15 protein-coding genes (1 of these 15 cut by a window edge) are annotated in these 16,849 nt (G+C 55.0%); 9 read left to right on the top strand and 6 right to left on the bottom strand.

Annotation, left to right across the window (positions count from 1 at the left end):
• Nucleotides 1–494, bottom strand: the 5' portion of a protein-coding gene (gene tyrS, locus ACJJIN_RS15400; protein ID WP_444895292.1) for a tyrosine--tRNA ligase. Its footprint begins 811 nt before the window's first position; only the first 494 of its 1,305 coding nucleotides appear in the window; its start codon is at nt 492–494; its stop codon lies beyond the left edge, outside the window.
• A gap of 276 nt (nt 495–770) precedes the next feature.
• On the opposite strand from tyrS, the gene ACJJIN_RS15405 reads away from it, so the two are divergent.
• On the top strand, nt 771–2,150 hold the full coding sequence (locus ACJJIN_RS15405; RefSeq protein WP_444895293.1) for an OapA family protein: 1,380 nt from the start codon (nt 771–773) through the stop codon (nt 2,148–2,150).
• A gap of 15 nt (nt 2,151–2,165) precedes the next feature.
• The gene (locus ACJJIN_RS15410; RefSeq protein ID WP_282934416.1) at nt 2,166–3,275 is read left to right on the top strand and encodes an anhydro-N-acetylmuramic acid kinase; all 1,110 of its coding nucleotides are present in this window, start codon (nt 2,166–2,168) and stop codon (nt 3,273–3,275) included.
• Between the two features lie 22 nt (nt 3,276–3,297).
• On the opposite strand, the gene erpA is transcribed toward ACJJIN_RS15410, so the two are convergent.
• From erpA to argC, 4 genes are all read right to left on the bottom strand, one after another.
• Entirely contained in the window at nt 3,298–3,651 is a 354-nt protein-coding gene (gene erpA, locus ACJJIN_RS15415) for an iron-sulfur cluster insertion protein ErpA (protein WP_108731633.1), read from the bottom strand.
• Between the two features lie 162 nt (nt 3,652–3,813).
• Nucleotides 3,814–4,257 carry a bactofilin family protein gene (locus tag ACJJIN_RS15420; protein ID WP_282934417.1) on the bottom strand — a complete coding sequence of 148 codons (444 nt, stop codon included), beginning with the start codon at nt 4,255–4,257 and terminating at the stop codon, nt 3,814–3,816.
• 33 nt (nt 4,258–4,290) lie between these two features.
• Nucleotides 4,291–5,034 carry a DUF6776 family protein gene (locus ACJJIN_RS15425; protein WP_444895294.1) on the bottom strand — a complete coding sequence of 248 codons (744 nt, stop codon included), beginning with the start codon at nt 5,032–5,034 and terminating at the stop codon, nt 4,291–4,293.
• Nucleotides 5,035–5,087: 53 nt separating this feature from the next.
• A complete protein-coding gene (argC, locus tag ACJJIN_RS15430) occupies nt 5,088–6,134 on the bottom strand; it encodes an N-acetyl-gamma-glutamyl-phosphate reductase (RefSeq protein WP_444898263.1) in 1,047 nt (348 codons plus the stop codon).
• 170 nt (nt 6,135–6,304) lie between these two features.
• On the opposite strand from argC, the gene ACJJIN_RS15435 reads away from it, so the two are divergent.
• From ACJJIN_RS15435 to hemB, 7 genes are all read left to right on the top strand, one after another.
• Nucleotides 6,305–8,056, top strand: a complete 1,752-nt coding sequence (locus tag ACJJIN_RS15435; RefSeq protein WP_444895295.1) for a chloride channel protein — start codon at nt 6,305–6,307, stop codon at nt 8,054–8,056.
• Between the two features lie 33 nt (nt 8,057–8,089).
• Nucleotides 8,090–8,512, top strand: a complete 423-nt coding sequence (gene hemJ / locus ACJJIN_RS15440; protein WP_282934420.1) for a protoporphyrinogen oxidase HemJ — start codon at nt 8,090–8,092, stop codon at nt 8,510–8,512.
• Nucleotides 8,513–8,594: 82 nt separating this feature from the next.
• On the top strand, nt 8,595–9,380 hold the full coding sequence (thiD, locus tag ACJJIN_RS15445; RefSeq protein WP_413664269.1) for a bifunctional hydroxymethylpyrimidine kinase/phosphomethylpyrimidine kinase: 786 nt from the start codon (nt 8,595–8,597) through the stop codon (nt 9,378–9,380).
• Between the two features lie 179 nt (nt 9,381–9,559).
• Nucleotides 9,560–10,843 (top strand): glutamate-1-semialdehyde 2,1-aminomutase, encoded by a 1,284-nt coding sequence (hemL, locus tag ACJJIN_RS15450; protein ID WP_444895296.1) that lies wholly within the window; start codon nt 9,560–9,562, stop codon nt 10,841–10,843.
• A gap of 159 nt (nt 10,844–11,002) precedes the next feature.
• Nucleotides 11,003–12,175, top strand: coding sequence for a benzoate/H(+) symporter BenE family transporter (locus ACJJIN_RS15455; RefSeq protein WP_444895297.1), 1,173 nt, complete (start codon nt 11,003–11,005; stop codon nt 12,173–12,175).
• 9 nt (nt 12,176–12,184) lie between these two features.
• Entirely contained in the window at nt 12,185–12,811 is a 627-nt protein-coding gene (locus ACJJIN_RS15460) for a GntR family transcriptional regulator (RefSeq protein ID WP_444895298.1), read from the top strand.
• 112 nt (nt 12,812–12,923) lie between these two features.
• Nucleotides 12,924–13,934 (top strand): porphobilinogen synthase, encoded by a 1,011-nt coding sequence (hemB, locus tag ACJJIN_RS15465; protein ID WP_444895299.1) that lies wholly within the window; start codon nt 12,924–12,926, stop codon nt 13,932–13,934.
• A gap of 43 nt (nt 13,935–13,977) precedes the next feature.
• Here hemB and mrcB read toward each other — a convergent pair whose 3' ends face one another.
• Nucleotides 13,978–16,560, bottom strand: a complete 2,583-nt coding sequence (mrcB, locus tag ACJJIN_RS15470) for a penicillin-binding protein 1B (protein ID WP_444895300.1) — start codon at nt 16,558–16,560, stop codon at nt 13,978–13,980.
• Nucleotides 16,561–16,849 lie beyond the last annotated feature (289 nt).

Genomic DNA, 16,849 nt, shown 5'->3' on the forward strand with positions numbered 1-16,849 from the left:
TCACGCTGGATACGCTGCTTAACGGACTCTTTGTTAACCATATTGTTAACAGAGAAATGCTTGCCGACATCGCGCAAGAAATCGAGCACATTGAGGTCGCGAGTCCAGTCGAGGTTATTGGAGACAATGGCACTATTTTCCCCACAATCGAAATTGATAAATTGGGAAACCTGGCTTTTCAGCTTGTCTACCCAACCCGCAACAATATCGGGGGTATTCAAACTGCGCTCCTGAGCCTTAAAAGAAGGGTCACCAATCAGCCCCGTGGCACCGCCAACCAGTGCAATTGGTTTATGCCCTGCCGCCTGAAACCTCTTCAAGGTCAGCAACGGTACTAGACTGCCTATATGAAGGGAGTCTGCAGTGGGATCAAAACCGCAATACAGGGTTCGACTCTCCGACAAATGCTGCGTCAGTTCGCCGTCACCAGTCGCTTGATTAATTAATCCGCGACGGTCCAAGTCTTCAAGCAGTGTCATGTCGACCCCAGCCATGCTTTCCCCTCATATATAGGCTTGAAATTAGCGCCACCAAGCGGCGGCAAAATGCGCTGCAACATTACCGAAGTTTGCGGCAAATACAAGCGTGCAGCAGCCCAGTATCCGCACTAAAAACAAAATTCATGAGGAACCAAACCGTGCAAAGACGTGTCAATTATCTCGTGAACCAAGGCGGCTTTTTTGCTATAAAGCCCCTCCAATGCCTGTTTTTTAGACACTCAGTTTTTCAAGCGCAAATAACAACGACCGCCAGTACCATCCGCTAACGCCATGCAAAACCATCGTAAATCGAGTACAGGCCTCCGTATTGGCGGCTTACCCAAGCATTTTCCCCGCGTTCATGCGCTGACCGCTGGCATCGCAGCCTTTGTCCTTATGCTGGCCGTTCTGATTCCTTCACCGGAGATTTCCTCTAAGCGCACATCCCTACCCGTCAAACTTTCAGAGGTCACAAGCGACGACAGCACTGAAGCCAAACCTGCACTCACTTATACGCCGGCGGAGACCCCACTGCTTAACGTCAGTGTTGAGGCGGTCAAGTCGTTGAGTCTTGAAGTACGTAACGGGGATACTCTGTCAGACCTATTTCAACGTGCAAAAATCAGCGCCAAAGAGATGTACCAGCTTCTGGGTAGCGGCAAAGAGGCAAAACAGCTGGCACGTCTAACTCCGGGTGAAGAGCTGACCTTTCAAACAAATAATGATGGCCAGCTGCAGTCCCTGAAATTACAGCGGGACCGACTCAATCAAATTGAGTTTACTCGCACAAATGCAGATAAGTTTGAACACGCACTGATAACTCGCGAGCCCGACAGCCACCCGGCTTACCGACAGGCCCAGATCGATAGTTCCCTATTCCTGGCCGGCAGCGATGCTGGGCTGAGTGACAGCCTGATAATGGAGATGGCGGATGTATTCAGCTCCGATATCGACTTTGCCCTCGATATTCGCAAGGGCGACAACTTTAGTGTGATGTTCGAAGAGTTGTTCCTGGATGGGGAGAAAATTGGCAACGGTCCTATCCTGGCGGTCAGTTTTACCAACCAGGGAAGAACTTTTAGCGCTGTACGCTATGTGGATAACAGTGGTGATGCCAATTACTACACGCCTGAAGGCAAAAGTATGCGCAAGGCATTTATCCGCACACCGCTGGACATAGTCCGCATCAGCTCTCACTTCAACCCAAGCCGCCTGCACCCTGTATTCAAGTCACGCCGACCTCATAATGGCACCGACTATGCCGCTCCAAGAGGCACCCCCGTTTACTCTACTGGCGATGGTCGGGTTATCGCGTCCGGCTATAGCAAACCCAACGGCAACTACGTATTTATCCAGCACGGCGAACGGTATGTAACCCGCTATCTCCACCTAACCAAGCGCAAAGTCAAAAAGGGCCAGCGCGTTAAGCAGCGCCAGGTTATTGGCACTGTGGGGTCTACCGGTTATGCCACCGGCCCGCACTTGCACTACGAATTCCTGGTGGATGGCAGACATCGCAACCCCGCCACCATTGTGCGCAAATTGCCCAAGGCAAAGTCGGTACCGACTTCTGAGATGATCCGTTTTAAAAACCAGACCCAGCCACTTCTGGCGAAACTAGAAAACTTCCAGGGGCCGGCTTTGGCTCAACTGGATGAAGAAAGCCCCTAACAAGCGCCAACGAATATGCCCGATCTGTTTATCGGCCTGATGTCCGGCACCAGCGTTGACTCCATTGACGCGGTGCTGGTCGATTTTGGCGATGAAGAAAAAATAAACACCCGGATCCTGGCTGCGCTAGCCCACCCGATTCACAGCGGCCTGCGCGAGGCTATCCTCAGCCTCTGTGCCCCCGGCCCTTCAGAGTTGGATCGCGCTGGACAGTTAGACCGGCAACTGGGACAGGTTTTTGCCGAGGCCACCAATACCCTGCTAGCCCGAGCCGGTGTTGAGGGTCAGTCTGTTACCGCCATTGGCAGTCACGGCCAAACTGTACGCCACCGCCCCCCAGGCACAGTGACTTCTCCCTTTACTTTGCAACTCGGTGACCCCAACACCATCTCAGCACTGACGGGCATCTGCACCGTTGCGGATTTCCGTCGCCGGGATATCGCTCTCGGTGGTCAAGGAGCGCCTTTAATGCCGGCGTTTCACCAGGCCGCCTTCAAAACTGATGGAAGCCGTGCTGTGGTCAATATTGGGGGGATGGCCAATATCACTGAGCTGACGGCAGATGGCCAGGTTTACGGCTATGACACGGGTCCAGGTAATGCATTGCTCGACTACTGGGTGAACCTACACAAAAACCAGCCCTACGATAGAAATGGAGACTGGGCCGCGAGCGGTCGCGCCAATGCTGAACTTCTCAACCGCCTTCTTTCAGATCCCTATTTCTCCGCCGAGCCACCCAAGAGCACTGGCCGTGAAACTTTTAACCCCAGCTGGCTCGAACAGGCCTGCGCCGGTTTGGAAGTAGCGCCGGTAGATGTGCAGGCGACCCTGTCTGAAGTGACCGCAGCCAGTATCGCCGACGCCGTGCATAATTTTGCCGAAGGCGGCGAGTTGCTCACTTGCGGGGGCGGGGCAAAAAATAAGGACTTGGTTGCGCGATTACAGCGCCGCTTGCCCACCTGGTCTATTACTGACACGGGCAGTTACGGTATTGACGCAGACTGGCTCGAAGCCGTTGGATTTGCCTGGTTAGCCCGCCAGACATTGAGAGGGCTGCCCGGTAATTGCCCGGGAGTGACTGGCGCGCAGAAAGAGGCGGTTCTAGGGGCTATTTACCCGCCCTGATAATAGGGCGGGTTAGGATTTCTCAAATAGAGAAAGAGGAGCCGCAGCCACAGGTAGCGGACGCATTGGGATTTTGTACTACGAAGCGCGACCCCGAAAGGCCTTCTTCGTAATCAACATTGGCGCCAACCAGGTAGGGGTAGCTCATCGCATCCACCAAGACCTGAATACCATCCTTTTCTATGATGGCATCATCTTCGGCAACCAATTCATCAAAGGTAAAACCGTATTGGAAACCGGAACAGCCGCCTCCGGTCACGAACACCCTGAGTTTCAACTCCGGGTTGCCCTCCTCTTCCAACAGGCTTTTTACCTTGGCCACAGCCTTGTCTGTGACCACGAGTGGCGCGGGAGAAAAGGATACAGCTTCTGACATAAGTCTCTCTCAACTCATCGGGACATTCACCGCTCGTATAAAAGTTATAACGAGTGCAGCCCCGGGGGCGTCATCTTGCTTAAACCCAGCAATTCAGTCAAGTATTAACCGGCAGGTAGGCCGGTACAACAAAGTACCAGCGCCAGCCAGTACTACCCGGACTTAAGAGGCTTCAATGACAGTTTCATCTTCGGAATAGCCGAGCATATGGGGCTCACCCGCGCTACTCAGGTCGGCACTGGATACCAGGGCACCGTTTACCTGGGCACCTTTCAGCATCTCGATCAGCTTATAGTGTACATTGCCTTCTACCATTGCCTTGGAAGCGAGTTCCAGGTGGCGCGCAGCAAACACATCCCCTTTCACATTGCCATTGATCACTACCTGAGGCACACGAATTTCACCCTCAATGATGCCGCCATCCACAATTTGCAGGCGCGCATCACTATCACTGTGAGCGGTAACATTGCCGCGCACCTTACCTTCGATGACCAGGTTGCCACGGAAGTGGATATCACCGCTGATCTCAGTCTGACGAGCGATCAAAGTCGTGTGGTTACTACCGGTATTGGCCATAGTTATCTGTTTCTCTTTTTTTCTTAACATAATCCCCAAAACCTCGTGCCTTTGGCACCTATGCTAACTTTCCTGTACTAACCAACCGTAGCGCTGCTCAATATTAAAGCCCTTGCGCCCAGAAGATTTAAGTGACAACTCCACACCTTCGGGCACAAATCCCTCCGGCAAGCGCAGCTCTCCCTCGATATTCTGAAAATATTTAAAACGCAGCTGAATCGACTCACTATCCACCTGCTCCGACAGTTCCTTCAGAGAGTAACTCTTCGGTTCCCCATCCTGACGGCCCACTACGGTAAATGTGGCCGTGCCTTTTACAACATCTCGACGCGCTGCGGACTGTTTGATCTGTAACTTGTACTGGTAACTTTTTGGATCGCCGGTCTGCGAGAGGATAAAGCGTCCAATGGACACCCCCTCACCCCCATCTTCAGGGGCCATGACGCCGCGATAGAAAGAAATTTCCTGCTTTAGCTCTGCGATCTGGCTCTCTTTCTGCACCAGTTCCGCACGTACCGACTCACTCGCCTGCTCACCGATAGTCAGCGACTGCTCTGCAGTGGCAACCCTCATTCGCAGGGATTCATTCTCACTCTGGAGCGCGGTAACACGATCGAGTACTTGAGTATGCTCCAGTGTCTTGCGATCGAGGCTCTGGCGCAGCTGATACTGTCCGGCAAAATAGGACCCCGCCGAGGTCACTAATACCAAAAAAACGACCCCCACTACGGCAATGACACCAGAGAAGGGTTTATGAGGCACCACTTTCATGCGGTACTGCTTGCTGCCTTTAACTTTGAGCACCATGAAATCTGCTAAGTCTTATCCGGGATTTATCGATTGTCGGGAAACACCCGATTCTAAGGCAGCAGTGCCGGGCTATCCAGGCCCAACGTCTCAGTTAAGCCAAACATAATATTCATATTCTGGATTGCCTGGGCGGACGCGCCTTTGGCCAGGTTATCAATGGCCGATAATACCAGTACCGTATCCCGCTCCAGGGGTTGCAATACCGAGATGCGGCACATATTGGTCCCTCTAACCGTACGAGTCTGAGGGTGGCTGCCCGCCGGCATCACATCTACAAAAGGCTCATTTTTATAGCGGTTTTCAAAGATCTGTTGAAGCTCATCGGCATCAACCTTCCCCACTGAGCGGGCAAATAAAGTAGCGTGGATACCGCGAATCATGGGAAGTAAATGCGGTACAAAAGTCACCTGCGCGGGAGAGGATTCAGTGGCCTGCACTCGACGAAGCCCCTGTTCAATCTCGGGTAAATGACGGTGCCCGGCGGCAGAATATGCGCGGAAGTTGTCGCTATTCTCAGCCATAATCAAGTCGGTCTTACCCTGTCGCCCCGCTCCACTGATACCACTGGCCGCACTGGCGATCAGCTCACCAGGTTCTACCAGGCCCTTTTCCAAAAGCGGTATCCATCCCAATTGAATCGCGGTGGGATAACAGCCCGGGCAGGCTATCAACTGCGCATTGGCAATCTGTTCCCGATTAACTTCTGGCAAACCATAAACAGCGCTTTGAGCTAATTCCGGAGCGGCGTGGGCTTGGCCGTACCACTGCTCCCAGGTAGGTATATCTTTCAAACGGAAATCGGCGGACAAATCGATCACTCGAACTCCGCGTTCAATAAGTGCCGGTACTTGGGCCTGGGCAACGCCATGAGGTGTAGCGAAGAATACAACGTCACAATCCGCCAGCTGTTCGAGATCGGGGCTACAGAAAGACAGCTGCGAGTGCCCTCTCAGGCTAGGGAAAAGCTCGGCAACCGGGGTACCATTCAACGAACGGGAGGTGATTGCGGTAACTTCCGCTTGTGGATGTGTTGAGAGAAGCCGAAGTAATTCCACCCCTGTATAGCCGGTGCCCCCGACAATCGCTACTTTTATCACCTTGCTAAAATCTCCGGTATATCCGCCAACTGAGACGATAATCGTAAAACCAGACAGGCACTCTACCACAAGCCCCAGCATTTTAAGGATGTGCGGTGTCACAGCCCCCAAGGAACTCACTAAAAAAGTCATTTTCGCGTTATTTAGTCAGGCCTGGCAGCCTCGAAAATATGCGCTTACAGCTTTCCTCCAAAGACGCGCTGGCGCCTTTGCTGGGAATGGCCCTGATCACCGGCATCCTGGCCGGAGGGGTAACTGTACTTTTTCGGCTGGCGATGGAGTGGCCGACCACGCTGTTTTTATCAATCCCACAAAATTACGAATCCCTTCCTCCATTCTGGCGCTTCGCATTGCCAGTCATCGGCTCTCTGGCAGTGGGATGTATCTATTTATTTCTAAATCCCAGACGCCGCCAGGTGGGAGTGGTCCATGTCCTGGACCGGCTCTACAACCACCAGGGGCAAATGCCAATGCAAAATGCCCTGCTACAGTTTTTTGCCGGCGCAATAATTTTAATTAGCGGCCACTCGGTGGGGCGGGAAGGCCCAGCTGTACACTTGGGAGCAGCCAGTGGCAGCTGGTTAGCCAGGGCGCTGAAGCTCCCCAATAATTCCGGTCGCAACCTACTGGGGTGTGGTGTAGCCGCAGCAATTGCGGCCTCCTTTAATACCCCGCTGGCGGGCGTGGTATTCGCGATGGAAGTCGTGATGCTGGAATATACTGTGGCAGGTTTTTTACCGATAATTCTCGCGGCTGTTGCCGGTAGCACCATCACCCAGCTGACTTTCGGTAGCCAGCCGGACTTTAATGTACCCGCGATTCAACTCAACTCCCTTGCCGAGCTGCCGCTACTTTTTGTGTGCGCACTGGTTATTGGGGTTCTCGCCGGATTATTTATCCGCTCCCAGCGTATTTTGATTCCCCAGCAACGTTACTCCCCACTTCTTCGATTTCTCTTGGTTGGCCTTGTTACTGGCACCTTGGGTATCTGGGTACCGGAAATCCTGGGCGGTGGATATGACACCTTGCAGGTGGCAATGCTGGGGGAGTTGGGGGTCGCGACACTCATTGCTATTGTCGCCGCGAAGTTAGTCGCAACCGCTTTGGGGGCAGGGCTCGGAATTCCCGGTGGGGTAATAGGCCCCAGCCTGATTATCGGTGCCTGTATCGGTGGTATTGCCGGTGGCCTGGCTAACTTGTGGCTGGGTGAGCACACAGCGAGCCCTGGCTTTTATGCCATGGTGGGTATGGCAGCAATGATGGCTGCCATGCTCAATGCACCTCTAGCTGCGCTACTCGCTATCTTGGAACTTACCTATAATCCACATATTTTATTCCCTGGAATGATGATGATCGTGGTGGCCACATTAGTAAGCCGCCAACTCTTTTCCACTATCGGTCTCTATCATGAAACGCTGCGCGCCCTGAATAAAGCGGGAATGCCAAGTTGGCGACAGCAAATGCTGAGCAGTGTCGGAGTTGCCAGCGAAATGAATCAGAGCTTTGTTGTGACTCCTAGGGAAATTACCCGCGCTGCGGCAAAAGAATTAATTAATCAACACCCCGAGTGGATTCTTATCGATTTACCCAAGGAGCCGGCACCGCAACTACTGCGTGCAGCAGACTTGGCAACTTTTCTTCGCGGTGGTGCGAATGAGGCGGTCGAGAGCGAAAAACAGGCTTCCTCCGCATCAGATAAATTACTAGACCCGGGAGAAATGATCGATTTATTAAGACTACCCGGTGAACGCAAACAGCTGGCGTCCCTAAGTTGGCGAGCGACAATGCTGGAGGCCTCGCAAAAGCTGGAGAGAAGTGGCGCGGATGGCCTGTATATCTGCCGTCATAAAAGCGGCTCGCTGGACAATCGCACGGCGGGCATTATTCTGCCGCTACAAATTAACAACTTTTACCGGAAGTAATTTTTCTTCCCGTTTCTTTTAAGGGGACTTTCAATGCTGTGGATCAAGGCTTTTCACATTATTGCGATGGTGTGCTGGTTTGCCGCACTTTTTTATCTGCCTCGACTGTTTGTCTACCATGTCGATGCCACTGATGCCGTTAGCCGCGACCGCTTCTGTATTATGGAACGCCGCCTTTATCGCGGTATTGCCATTCCCTCCATGCTGGCTACCGTTGCCTTGGGCATCTGGCTCTACAGCTTGAACCCGGCCTACTACACCTCCGCCGGCTGGATGCACGCAAAACTGACTTTTGTTGTGCTCCTCCTGGGCTATCACCATATCTGTGGCGCCTATGTTCGCAAGTTTGCCCGGGGAACCGTTACCCGCAGCCGCCGCTACTTCCTAATATTTAATGAGTTCCCAGCAGTTGCACTTGTCGCCATCGTCATTTTGGTTGTCGTAAAGCCATTTTAATTTGGCGCGTATTCATTCCTTGTCAAAGGCGCTCAGCAACTAGAATTAGGCGCACAGCTAATGGCCGTCATGTAGAGCACTTATGGATACACCTCAGCCCGTTATTCTGACCGTTACTCACCACGATCCCAGCGGCAGCGCCGGAATTGCCGCAGATACTGAGACAGCGGTCAGTCTCGGCTGCCATGCGGCCTCGGCAGTTACCGCCATCAGCGTGTGTAACACCGGTGAATTGCTGGGTGTCGCCCCAGTCGACGACAGCCTGCTAATTGAACAAACCCGGGCCGTTCTGGAAGACATGCCGATCGCCGCGATCAAGGTCGGCTACCTGGGCTCTGTGGAGAATGTGCGCGCGCTTCACAGCGTACTCCACGACTACCCGGATATTCCCGTCGTTATCGACCCCGATGCCACACTGGCCGACAAAGATAGCGTACTCGCCCCACCTCTGTGGGAGGCTATGGTGTCGCTGTTGTTGCCCAAGGCGACCATGGTGTGCCCCAACCGCAGGGAAGCTCGCGCCATGGCTGTGGAGGCCGATGTCCTCGATGCCATGGCCCAGGAAATCCTCGAATCCGGCTGTCGCTACCTGTTGCTGACTGGCGTGCCCCACGAGCAACAATTGCAGAACCGGCTCTACGATGAGCGCGGCCTGATGCGGGAGTTCAAGTGGGAGCGCTTGCAGCCAGCGGCCTATGGCGTCTGCGGCACCCTCGCTACTGCCATTGCCTGCCATATCGCCCACGGGCTGACCATTATCGAAGCGGTTACCCGCAGTCAGCAGTACGCCTGGAGTGCGATCAAAGACAGCCGGCGCCTGGGCATGGGAAGACCGATCCCCAACCGGCTGTTCTGGTGCGAACGCTAAACCTGGAGCTGCTGACACAAATTTCGCCCCTGCCCCGATCAGTCTCACCGTTCCCGTGGCGGTGAGATCTTCTGTCTACACAGTCTGTGACCGGTCGTCGCCAATCTACACATTGTCCTCAGGCGCCACCCCCGCGATAATGCTCCCCAGGCCCTTTATGCAGAACCTGAATTAAGTTTATGAGTAAATCCGAGCAGCTTTTCGCAGAAGCACAGCAGTATATTCCCGGCGGCGTTAACTCTCCGGTACGGGCTTTTCGCGCAGTCGGCGGTACCCCGGTGTTTATCCGCCGTGCCGAGGGCGCCTACCTCTACGATGCAGACGAGAAACGCTACATCGACTACGTACAGTCCTGGGGCCCCATGGTGCTGGGCCACGCACACCCGGAAGTCATTGAAGCCGTGGTGGAACAGGCCCAATCGGGACTGAGCTTCGGTGCACCAACCGAACTGGAAACCGAACTGGCCGAAGAACTCTGCCGCCTGTGGCCGAACATGGACCTGGTGCGCTTCGTCAATTCCGGTACCGAAGCCACCATGAGCGCGATTCGCCTGGCCCGTGGATTTACCGGGCGCGACAAGATTGTGAAGTTCGAGGGCTGCTACCACGGCCACTCCGACTCCCTGCTGGTTAAGGCCGGCTCCGGGGCCCTGACCATGGGTGTACCCTCCTCTCCCGGCGTTCCCGCCGCCCTGGCAGATCACACCATCACCTTGAGCTATAACGATGCTGATAGTGTGCGCAGCTGCTTCGAAGAGCTGGGCGATCAAATCGCCTGTATCATCGTCGAGCCTGTTGCCGGCAATATGAACTGCATTCCGCCGGTACCCGGCTTCCTGGAAACCCTGCGCGAAGTTTGCGACCAGCACGGTGCCCTGTTGATTCTCGATGAGGTAATGACCGGCTTCCGGGTGAGCTTGACCGGGGCCCAGGGCTTCTACGGTATCGAAGCGGATATCACCACCCTTGGCAAAGTCATCGGCGGCGGTATGCCCGTTGGCGCCTTTGGCGGTAAACGCGAGATCATGGAGCAAATCGCACCCCTGGGGCCGGTTTACCAGGCGGGCACCCTGTCCGGTAACCCTGTGGCTATGGTCGCGGGCCTGGAGACCCTGCGCTTAGTGGAAGAACCCGCCTTCTACGAGCCTTTAATTGCCAAAACCGACCGTTTGGTGGAGGGCATCCTGACGGCCGGTAAAGCCGCAGGTATCCCAATTACCGCCAACAAGGCCGGCACCATGTTCGGCTTCTTCTTCACCGAAGAACCTAAAGTAACTAACTATCAACAGGTAATGGCCTGCGATAACGAGCGCTTTAACCGTTTCTTCCACGGCATGCTGGAAGAAGGTGTCTACCTGGCACCGGCCTCCTATGAGGCAGGGTTTATGTCCGCAGCTCATACCGATGAGGATATTGAGGCCACAATCACTGCCGCTGAACGCGTCTTCGCCCGTCTCGGCTAATTGCCCGCCTCTCTCCAGCACCCGCAGCCTGCGGGTGCTGCTTCTATACCCGTTTTACTTTACCCCCTCCAATAAAGCCCCAGTCGCTTCACCGCAAAGTTATTGCGCTGAAAAAAGCTAACAGCTAAAAATGTATACAAAATATAAAAGGTATACATTTTGAAAAGCTCACCGTTTTCAGATACCCGCTTGTCCGCCATCAGCGCAGGCTTTGTCGCCGTGCTGGTGGGAGTAGCCAGTTCCGCCGCCATAGTCTTTGAAGCCGCACGTGCAGCTGGCGCAAGTGAAGCAATGATCACCTCCTGGATTGGCGCCCTGGGCCTGGGGATGGGCATTACCTGTATTGCCTTCTCTTGGTATTACCGCGCCCCGGTAATCACTGCCTGGTCGACTCCAGGTGCTGCACTTTTGGCCACCAGTTTAAGTGGCATCCCCATTGCTGAGGCGATTGGTGCTTTTGCGTTTAGCGCCCTGTTAACACTCCTCGTGGGCTTGTCCGGAGCCTTTGAGCGGGTAGCGCGAATGGTGCCGGCACCGATTGCCAGCGCTATGCTCGCAGGCATACTGCTGCAATTTGGTCTCTCAGTATTTACTTCTCTGCAGGCACAACCGCTATTGGTCGGCATCATGTTACTGACCTATCTAGTCGGGCGCCGTTGGGCGCCTCGCTATGCCATTATTTTGGTACTAGCGGCTGGAGTGGTGACTTGCTGGAAGTTGCAACTCATTGCATCGGCCCAGATCGGCTGGCAAGCGGCACACCCTGTTTGGGTAACGCCAGAATTCCGCCTCTCCACTTTAATTGGCATTGGCCTTCCTCTTTTTATCGTCACTATGACCTCTCAGAACCTGCCCGGAGCGGCAACCCTGGCCGCCAGTGGCTACAGTAGAGTGCCTATATCTCCTGTTATTAGTGGCACCGGCCTCACCTCTTTATTGCTGACACCGTTTGGTGGCTTTGCATTTAATCTGGCGGCTATTACCGCTGCTATTTGCACCGGCCCGGAAGCCCATCCCAACCCCGACAAACGCTATACCGCCGGCATTGCCGCCGGTATTTTTTATCTGTTGGTGGGCCTCTGTGGCGCTAGCGTTGTGGCATTATTCAGCGCCTTCCCCCAGTCGCTGATTGCCGGCCTCGCCGGCTTGGCACTGATTGGCGTCATTGGTAGCAGCCTGGCTGGCGCAACAGCCGAGGCCGACAGTCGCGAAGCCGGAATTATCACTTTTCTGATCAGTGCTTCCGGTATCAGCCTCTTCGGCATTAGCTCTGCCTTTTGGGGCCTGCTGGGGGGGCTGATGTGTTACTGGTTTTTCAAGCGCAGGAATTAATAAACATCAATGGGCCTCTACGAAAAAATTAAGTCGGACTTGCAGCATGGGCGCTTCGCCGCCGGCCAGGTGCTAAAGCAAGCCGAACTGGCAGAGCTTTACGCCGTGAGCCGTATTCCGGTTAGGGACGCTCTACAAAGATTGAAAAATGAGGGCTGGTTAACCGGACACGGAAAACGCGGCGTCGCAGTGCCGCAGTTTGACCCTATTGAAGTGGAAGACCTCTACCTGATGCGCATGCGCCTGGAGCCGCTGCTGCAATCCCTGGCACTGGAAAACCTTAATAGAGAGATTCTGGGGCGGGCCAGAGATATTCTGGAATCCATGCAAGCCAAACCTGAACTCTCCGCCGAGCAGATCGGAAAAATGAATTGGGAGTTCCATGCCTGTATTTACCGGGCAGCTGCAAGACCCACGCTATTTAGTACCGTCGAGCAACTGCACCGGCAATGTGAGCGTTATATCGGTTACCAATCCCACGGTCTGAATTACCAGGACAACAGTCAGGACGAGCACTTTGCAATACTCAATGCACTCCAAGAGGGAAACGGGGACCAAGCCGCCGCACTGCTGGCAAAGCATATAGAAGCCGCCGGCAAACTATTGGTAAGGCACTTACATCAGCCCCATTTTTAAACCGCTTTCCCTCAGCAATCGAAAATCACCCACTGCGGCAATTTGATATGATGGCTGCCAATTGCGGCTGCGGGGTTTCTGCGGCCCTATGGATAGCCGGAGTAATTTCCCGATGAGCCAAAGATTCGGCCGTGGTGCCTACCCCAACACTCGCCTGCGTCGCCTGCGTGCAAAGGATTTTTCCCGTCGACTGGTGCGGGAAACCCAGTTGAGCAGTGACGACTTGATCCTGCCACTGTTTGTTATTGAGGGGCGTAACGAAACCCAAAAAGTCGCCTCAATGCCGGGTGTTGAACGCCTGAGCGTAGACCTGTTGGCCAAGAAAGCGAAGTCAGTTCGAGAGTTGGGAATCCCGGCCATAGCCCTGTTTCCAGTAGTCGACCCGTCGGCAAAGTCCGACTGCGCCAGTGCCGCCCACGACGCCGATGGCTTGGCACAAAGGGCTGTTCGCGAGCTGAAAAATGCGGTACCGGAATTGGGAGTTATCACCGACGTAGCCCTGGACCCCTTTACCAGCCACGGCCAGGACGGGCTGATGGACCACAGCGGTTATATCGTCAACGACGAAACCGTTGAGGTATTGGTACAGCAGGCCCTGTCACACGCTGCAGCCGGTGCCGATATGGTGGCCCCCTCGGATATGATGGATGGCCGTATCGGAGCCATTCGCGATGCTCTCGAAGGCGCGGGCCACAGCAATACCCTGATTATGTCCTACGCCGCTAAATATGCCTCCGCTTACTACGGCCCTTTCCGCGATGCAGTGGGCTCTGCCGGGAACTTGAAAGGTGGCAATAAAGCGAGCTACCAAATGGACCCCGCCAACACCGATGAGGCATTGCACGAGTGCGCCCTGGATCTGCAAGAGGGCGCGGATATGGTGATGGTGAAACCCGGTATGCCCTACCTGGATATAGTGCGTCGGGTAAAAGAAGAATTGCGGGTTCCCACTTTCGCCTATCAGGTGAGCGGGGAGTATGCGATGCACTGCGCCGCCTTTGAAAATGGCTGGCTGAAGCGAGAGGCAGTTATTCTGGAGTCCCTATTAGCCTTTAAGCGTGCCGGTGCCGACGGCATCCTCACCTATTTCGCCGAAGAAGCCGCACAGTTGCTGCAAGACTGATAGCCGGCGATAAAGCGCGCGATTCAATCGCGCGCTACCTTCCTTAGGGCCACTGATCTTCCAGGTCAGGCCCCACCGGCTGGGCTTCCTCTACCGGTACGCTGTGAGCCCTCCCGCCAAAAGTATTATCTCTTGGCAGCTCCAGGGGCTCCTCTTCATAACCGGAGCCATACTCGGGATCTACACCAAACTCTTCCGCATCGTCACCTCGAAGTTGCTCCTGCAATTGTTGGCGGCGCTGATCGCGCATCTGCTGCTCACTGGTATCCACCCCCCAACCGGGACTCATCTCCTCTCTGGGAGCCGCTTCGTCGCGACCATTGCCAAATAGATTGCGGAACCAGCGCCAGCGATTCTGCCCCCGACATTCCGGCGCCGGTTGCAGCTGGCTCTCGTAGGAGAAAGGAATCTCATAACCACCGCGACAGTAATCCGGGTCCATTAACTGCCCCCGGGAGTTCACTGACTTAAGCTCCACTCCTCGGGGCATCTCTGCCGGTCCGTGTTGATGGGGCAGCTTGCGCATAATCTCCGTCCAGATCGGCAGTGCGCCGGTAGAGCCAGTTAGGCGCGTGCGCTCATTGTCGTCGCGCCCGAGCCAGACTACGGCGGTTACTTCCGGGGAGAAGCCCGCAAACCAACTATCGCGGTTATTGTTAGTGGTTCCGGTTTTCCCCGCAAAGGCGATGCTACTTGGCAAGCGCTTGGCGGAGCGGCGTCCGGTACCCTCACGCATGGCCTGCTCCAGCCCCCAGCGCAACAGGTAAGCTGGAACGGGGTCGACACCGCGATTAGCCTTGCGGCGGAAGTGCTGTACACGGCCGCCCTGGGCATCGGAAACCGCCAGCAGTGTGCGCGGCTGTACCGTCTCACCATTGTTCGCGATGGTCTGATACATACCGGCAACTTCGAACGGGGTCATCTCCACAGCACCAAGCAACATTGCCGGCACTCGGGGGAGCCTGGATTCAACACCCAGGCGGCGAATCGTCTGGCGCACATTCTGCAGGCCGAGATCCAATCCCAAATGGGCCGTCGCCAGGTTATAGGACTTGGCCAGAGCGATATAAAGCGGTATCTGTCCATGAGCGCGCTTATCGAAGTTCTGCGGCATCCATACATCACCATCCGCCTCTTCAATTCTCACCGGGGCGTCATCGATCAGGGTGGCCAGGTTGTATTCTTCCGGTCGCTCTAGAGCAGTGAGAAACACAGCCGGCTTAATCAGGGAGCCCACCTGGCGGCGGGCTTCCAGCGCCCGGTTGAAACCTGGGTAGTCCGGGTTCCGATCTCCCACCATAGCCAGCACATTGCCGTTGCGATTATCCAACAATACTGTCGCGGCCTGGAGTGAATTGGCTTTGATCCCTCGGTCTTTCTCCAGCTGGCTAACGCCCTGACTAATGGACTCCTCCGCCAACTTCTGCACCGAAGGGGCCAAGGTGGTGTAAACCCGTAAACCCGAAGTGCGCAATTCCTCGTAGGAGTAGTAGGGACGCAATTCAATCAACAGCCGCTCAGTAAAGGCCGGGTAAGGATTCTGCGCACCGACACCACCCTTGACCACCCCCAGAGGCTTGGCGGAATACTTCTGGAACTCCTCCTGGGTAATCAGCCCCTGCTCCAGCATCAATTCCAGCACGGTATTGCGCCTTTGCAGTGCTCTTTCGGGATTGCGCCAGGGGTTGTAGTAAGACGCACCTTTCGCCAGCCCCACCAACAACGCTACCTGATGGGGTTCCAAGGTATCCAGGGGCTGCTGGAAATAGAATTCAGAGGCCAACCCAAAGCCATAAATACCTCTGGCACCCTGCTGACCCAACCACACTTCGTTGATGTATTCCTGCAGGATATAGCGCTTGTCGTAGTGCACCTCCATCAGGATGGCCATCAGGGCCTCGTTGAATTTACGCCTTAGGCTGGGCTTATGGTCAAAAAAGATATTTTTGACCAACTGCTGGGTAATTGTGGAGCCACCCTGTACCAATCGTCCGGCTTTTGCGTTGGCCACCATGGCCCGGGCAATACCGCGAGGGGAAACACCAAAGTGATTGAGGAAGTCCTGATCCTCAACAGCAATCAGGGTATTGGCTACCAAAGGAGGAATATCATCGAAACGCACTGGATTGCGGTCATCGCCTCCCCCCAGCAGGGAGCCGATATTAGCCGCATCCAGGCGGAATTCTGCCAGGCTTCGGCCATTGTCATCACGCAGGCCGCTGATTTGATCATTGCGCAGACGGAAGGAGACCACTGCAGCAGGCTGGCGGCCATTGGCATGGATAAAGTCCCGGCGCCAGACTTTGTAATTCATTCCGTCCTGAACCCAGGAACCAGGCTCACTCAGAGTGCCCTGCTTGCGGTAATTCAAGGCAGCAAATTCGGACTCCAACTCATCCGGATGCATTGCCATACCCTCGCGCAGCACCAGCGGACGAGCGTAGACTCGGGCGGGGAGTTGGTATTGACGGCTATCCAGTCGCTCGCGCAGCTGCACATCCAGGTAAGCCATATACGCTGCCAGCGCCAGGGAGCCCACCAGGGCTAAAAGCACTAGCAGCTTGAGCCAGCGATATCGTCGTTTGGGCTTTGACGCTCTGACGCGCCGGCGTTTCGTTGATGCCATATGAGGATTCAGTCCCGCTGCCAACTCAGTACATCAAGCGACTCATGAGACCTAACCAGCCCCAATCGAAGAGTCGAACGCAGGGTACCAGCAGGTGGCAGCTCCGCTGGTATCTTGCTGCCAGTGCCTTTCAGCACTGGCGGGCCCACTCAATTAGCGGGCTAAAATCCAGGCTTGGCAGTATCTATCACCTGGCGGTTTACGTGAAGGTGCTATTTACACCTGTGCGAGGATTGACCGCAGCAACCGCCTATAAGTTCACCAAGATGTAACAAGCGCCTATGTGAGG

The organism is Microbulbifer maximicatervae (SeqCode) (genome assembly GCF_052467505.1).

Coding starts and splice junctions, on each gene's coding strand:
- ACJJIN_RS15405 (WP_444895293.1), top strand. CDS start 771: ATGCAAAACCATCGTAAATCGAGTACAGGCCTCCGTATTGGCGGCTTA.
- ACJJIN_RS15410 (WP_282934416.1), top strand. CDS start 2,166: ATGCCCGATCTGTTTATCGGCCTGATGTCCGGCACCAGCGTTGACTCC.
- erpA (WP_108731633.1), bottom strand. CDS start 3,651: ATGTCAGAAGCTGTATCCTTTTCTCCCGCGCCACTCGTGGTCACAGAC.
- ACJJIN_RS15420 (WP_282934417.1), bottom strand. CDS start 4,257: ATGTTAAGAAAAAAAGAGAAACAGATAACTATGGCCAATACCGGTAGT.
- ACJJIN_RS15425 (WP_444895294.1), bottom strand. CDS start 5,034: ATGGTGCTCAAAGTTAAAGGCAGCAAGCAGTACCGCATGAAAGTGGTG.
- ACJJIN_RS15435 (WP_444895295.1), top strand. CDS start 6,305: ATGCGCTTACAGCTTTCCTCCAAAGACGCGCTGGCGCCTTTGCTGGGA.
- hemJ (WP_282934420.1), top strand. CDS start 8,090: ATGCTGTGGATCAAGGCTTTTCACATTATTGCGATGGTGTGCTGGTTT.
- thiD (WP_413664269.1), top strand. CDS start 8,595: ATGGATACACCTCAGCCCGTTATTCTGACCGTTACTCACCACGATCCC.
- hemL (WP_444895296.1), top strand. CDS start 9,560: ATGAGTAAATCCGAGCAGCTTTTCGCAGAAGCACAGCAGTATATTCCC.
- ACJJIN_RS15460 (WP_444895298.1), top strand. CDS start 12,185: ATGGGCCTCTACGAAAAAATTAAGTCGGACTTGCAGCATGGGCGCTTC.
- hemB (WP_444895299.1), top strand. CDS start 12,924: ATGAGCCAAAGATTCGGCCGTGGTGCCTACCCCAACACTCGCCTGCGT.
- mrcB (WP_444895300.1), bottom strand. CDS start 16,560: ATGGCATCAACGAAACGCCGGCGCGTCAGAGCGTCAAAGCCCAAACGA.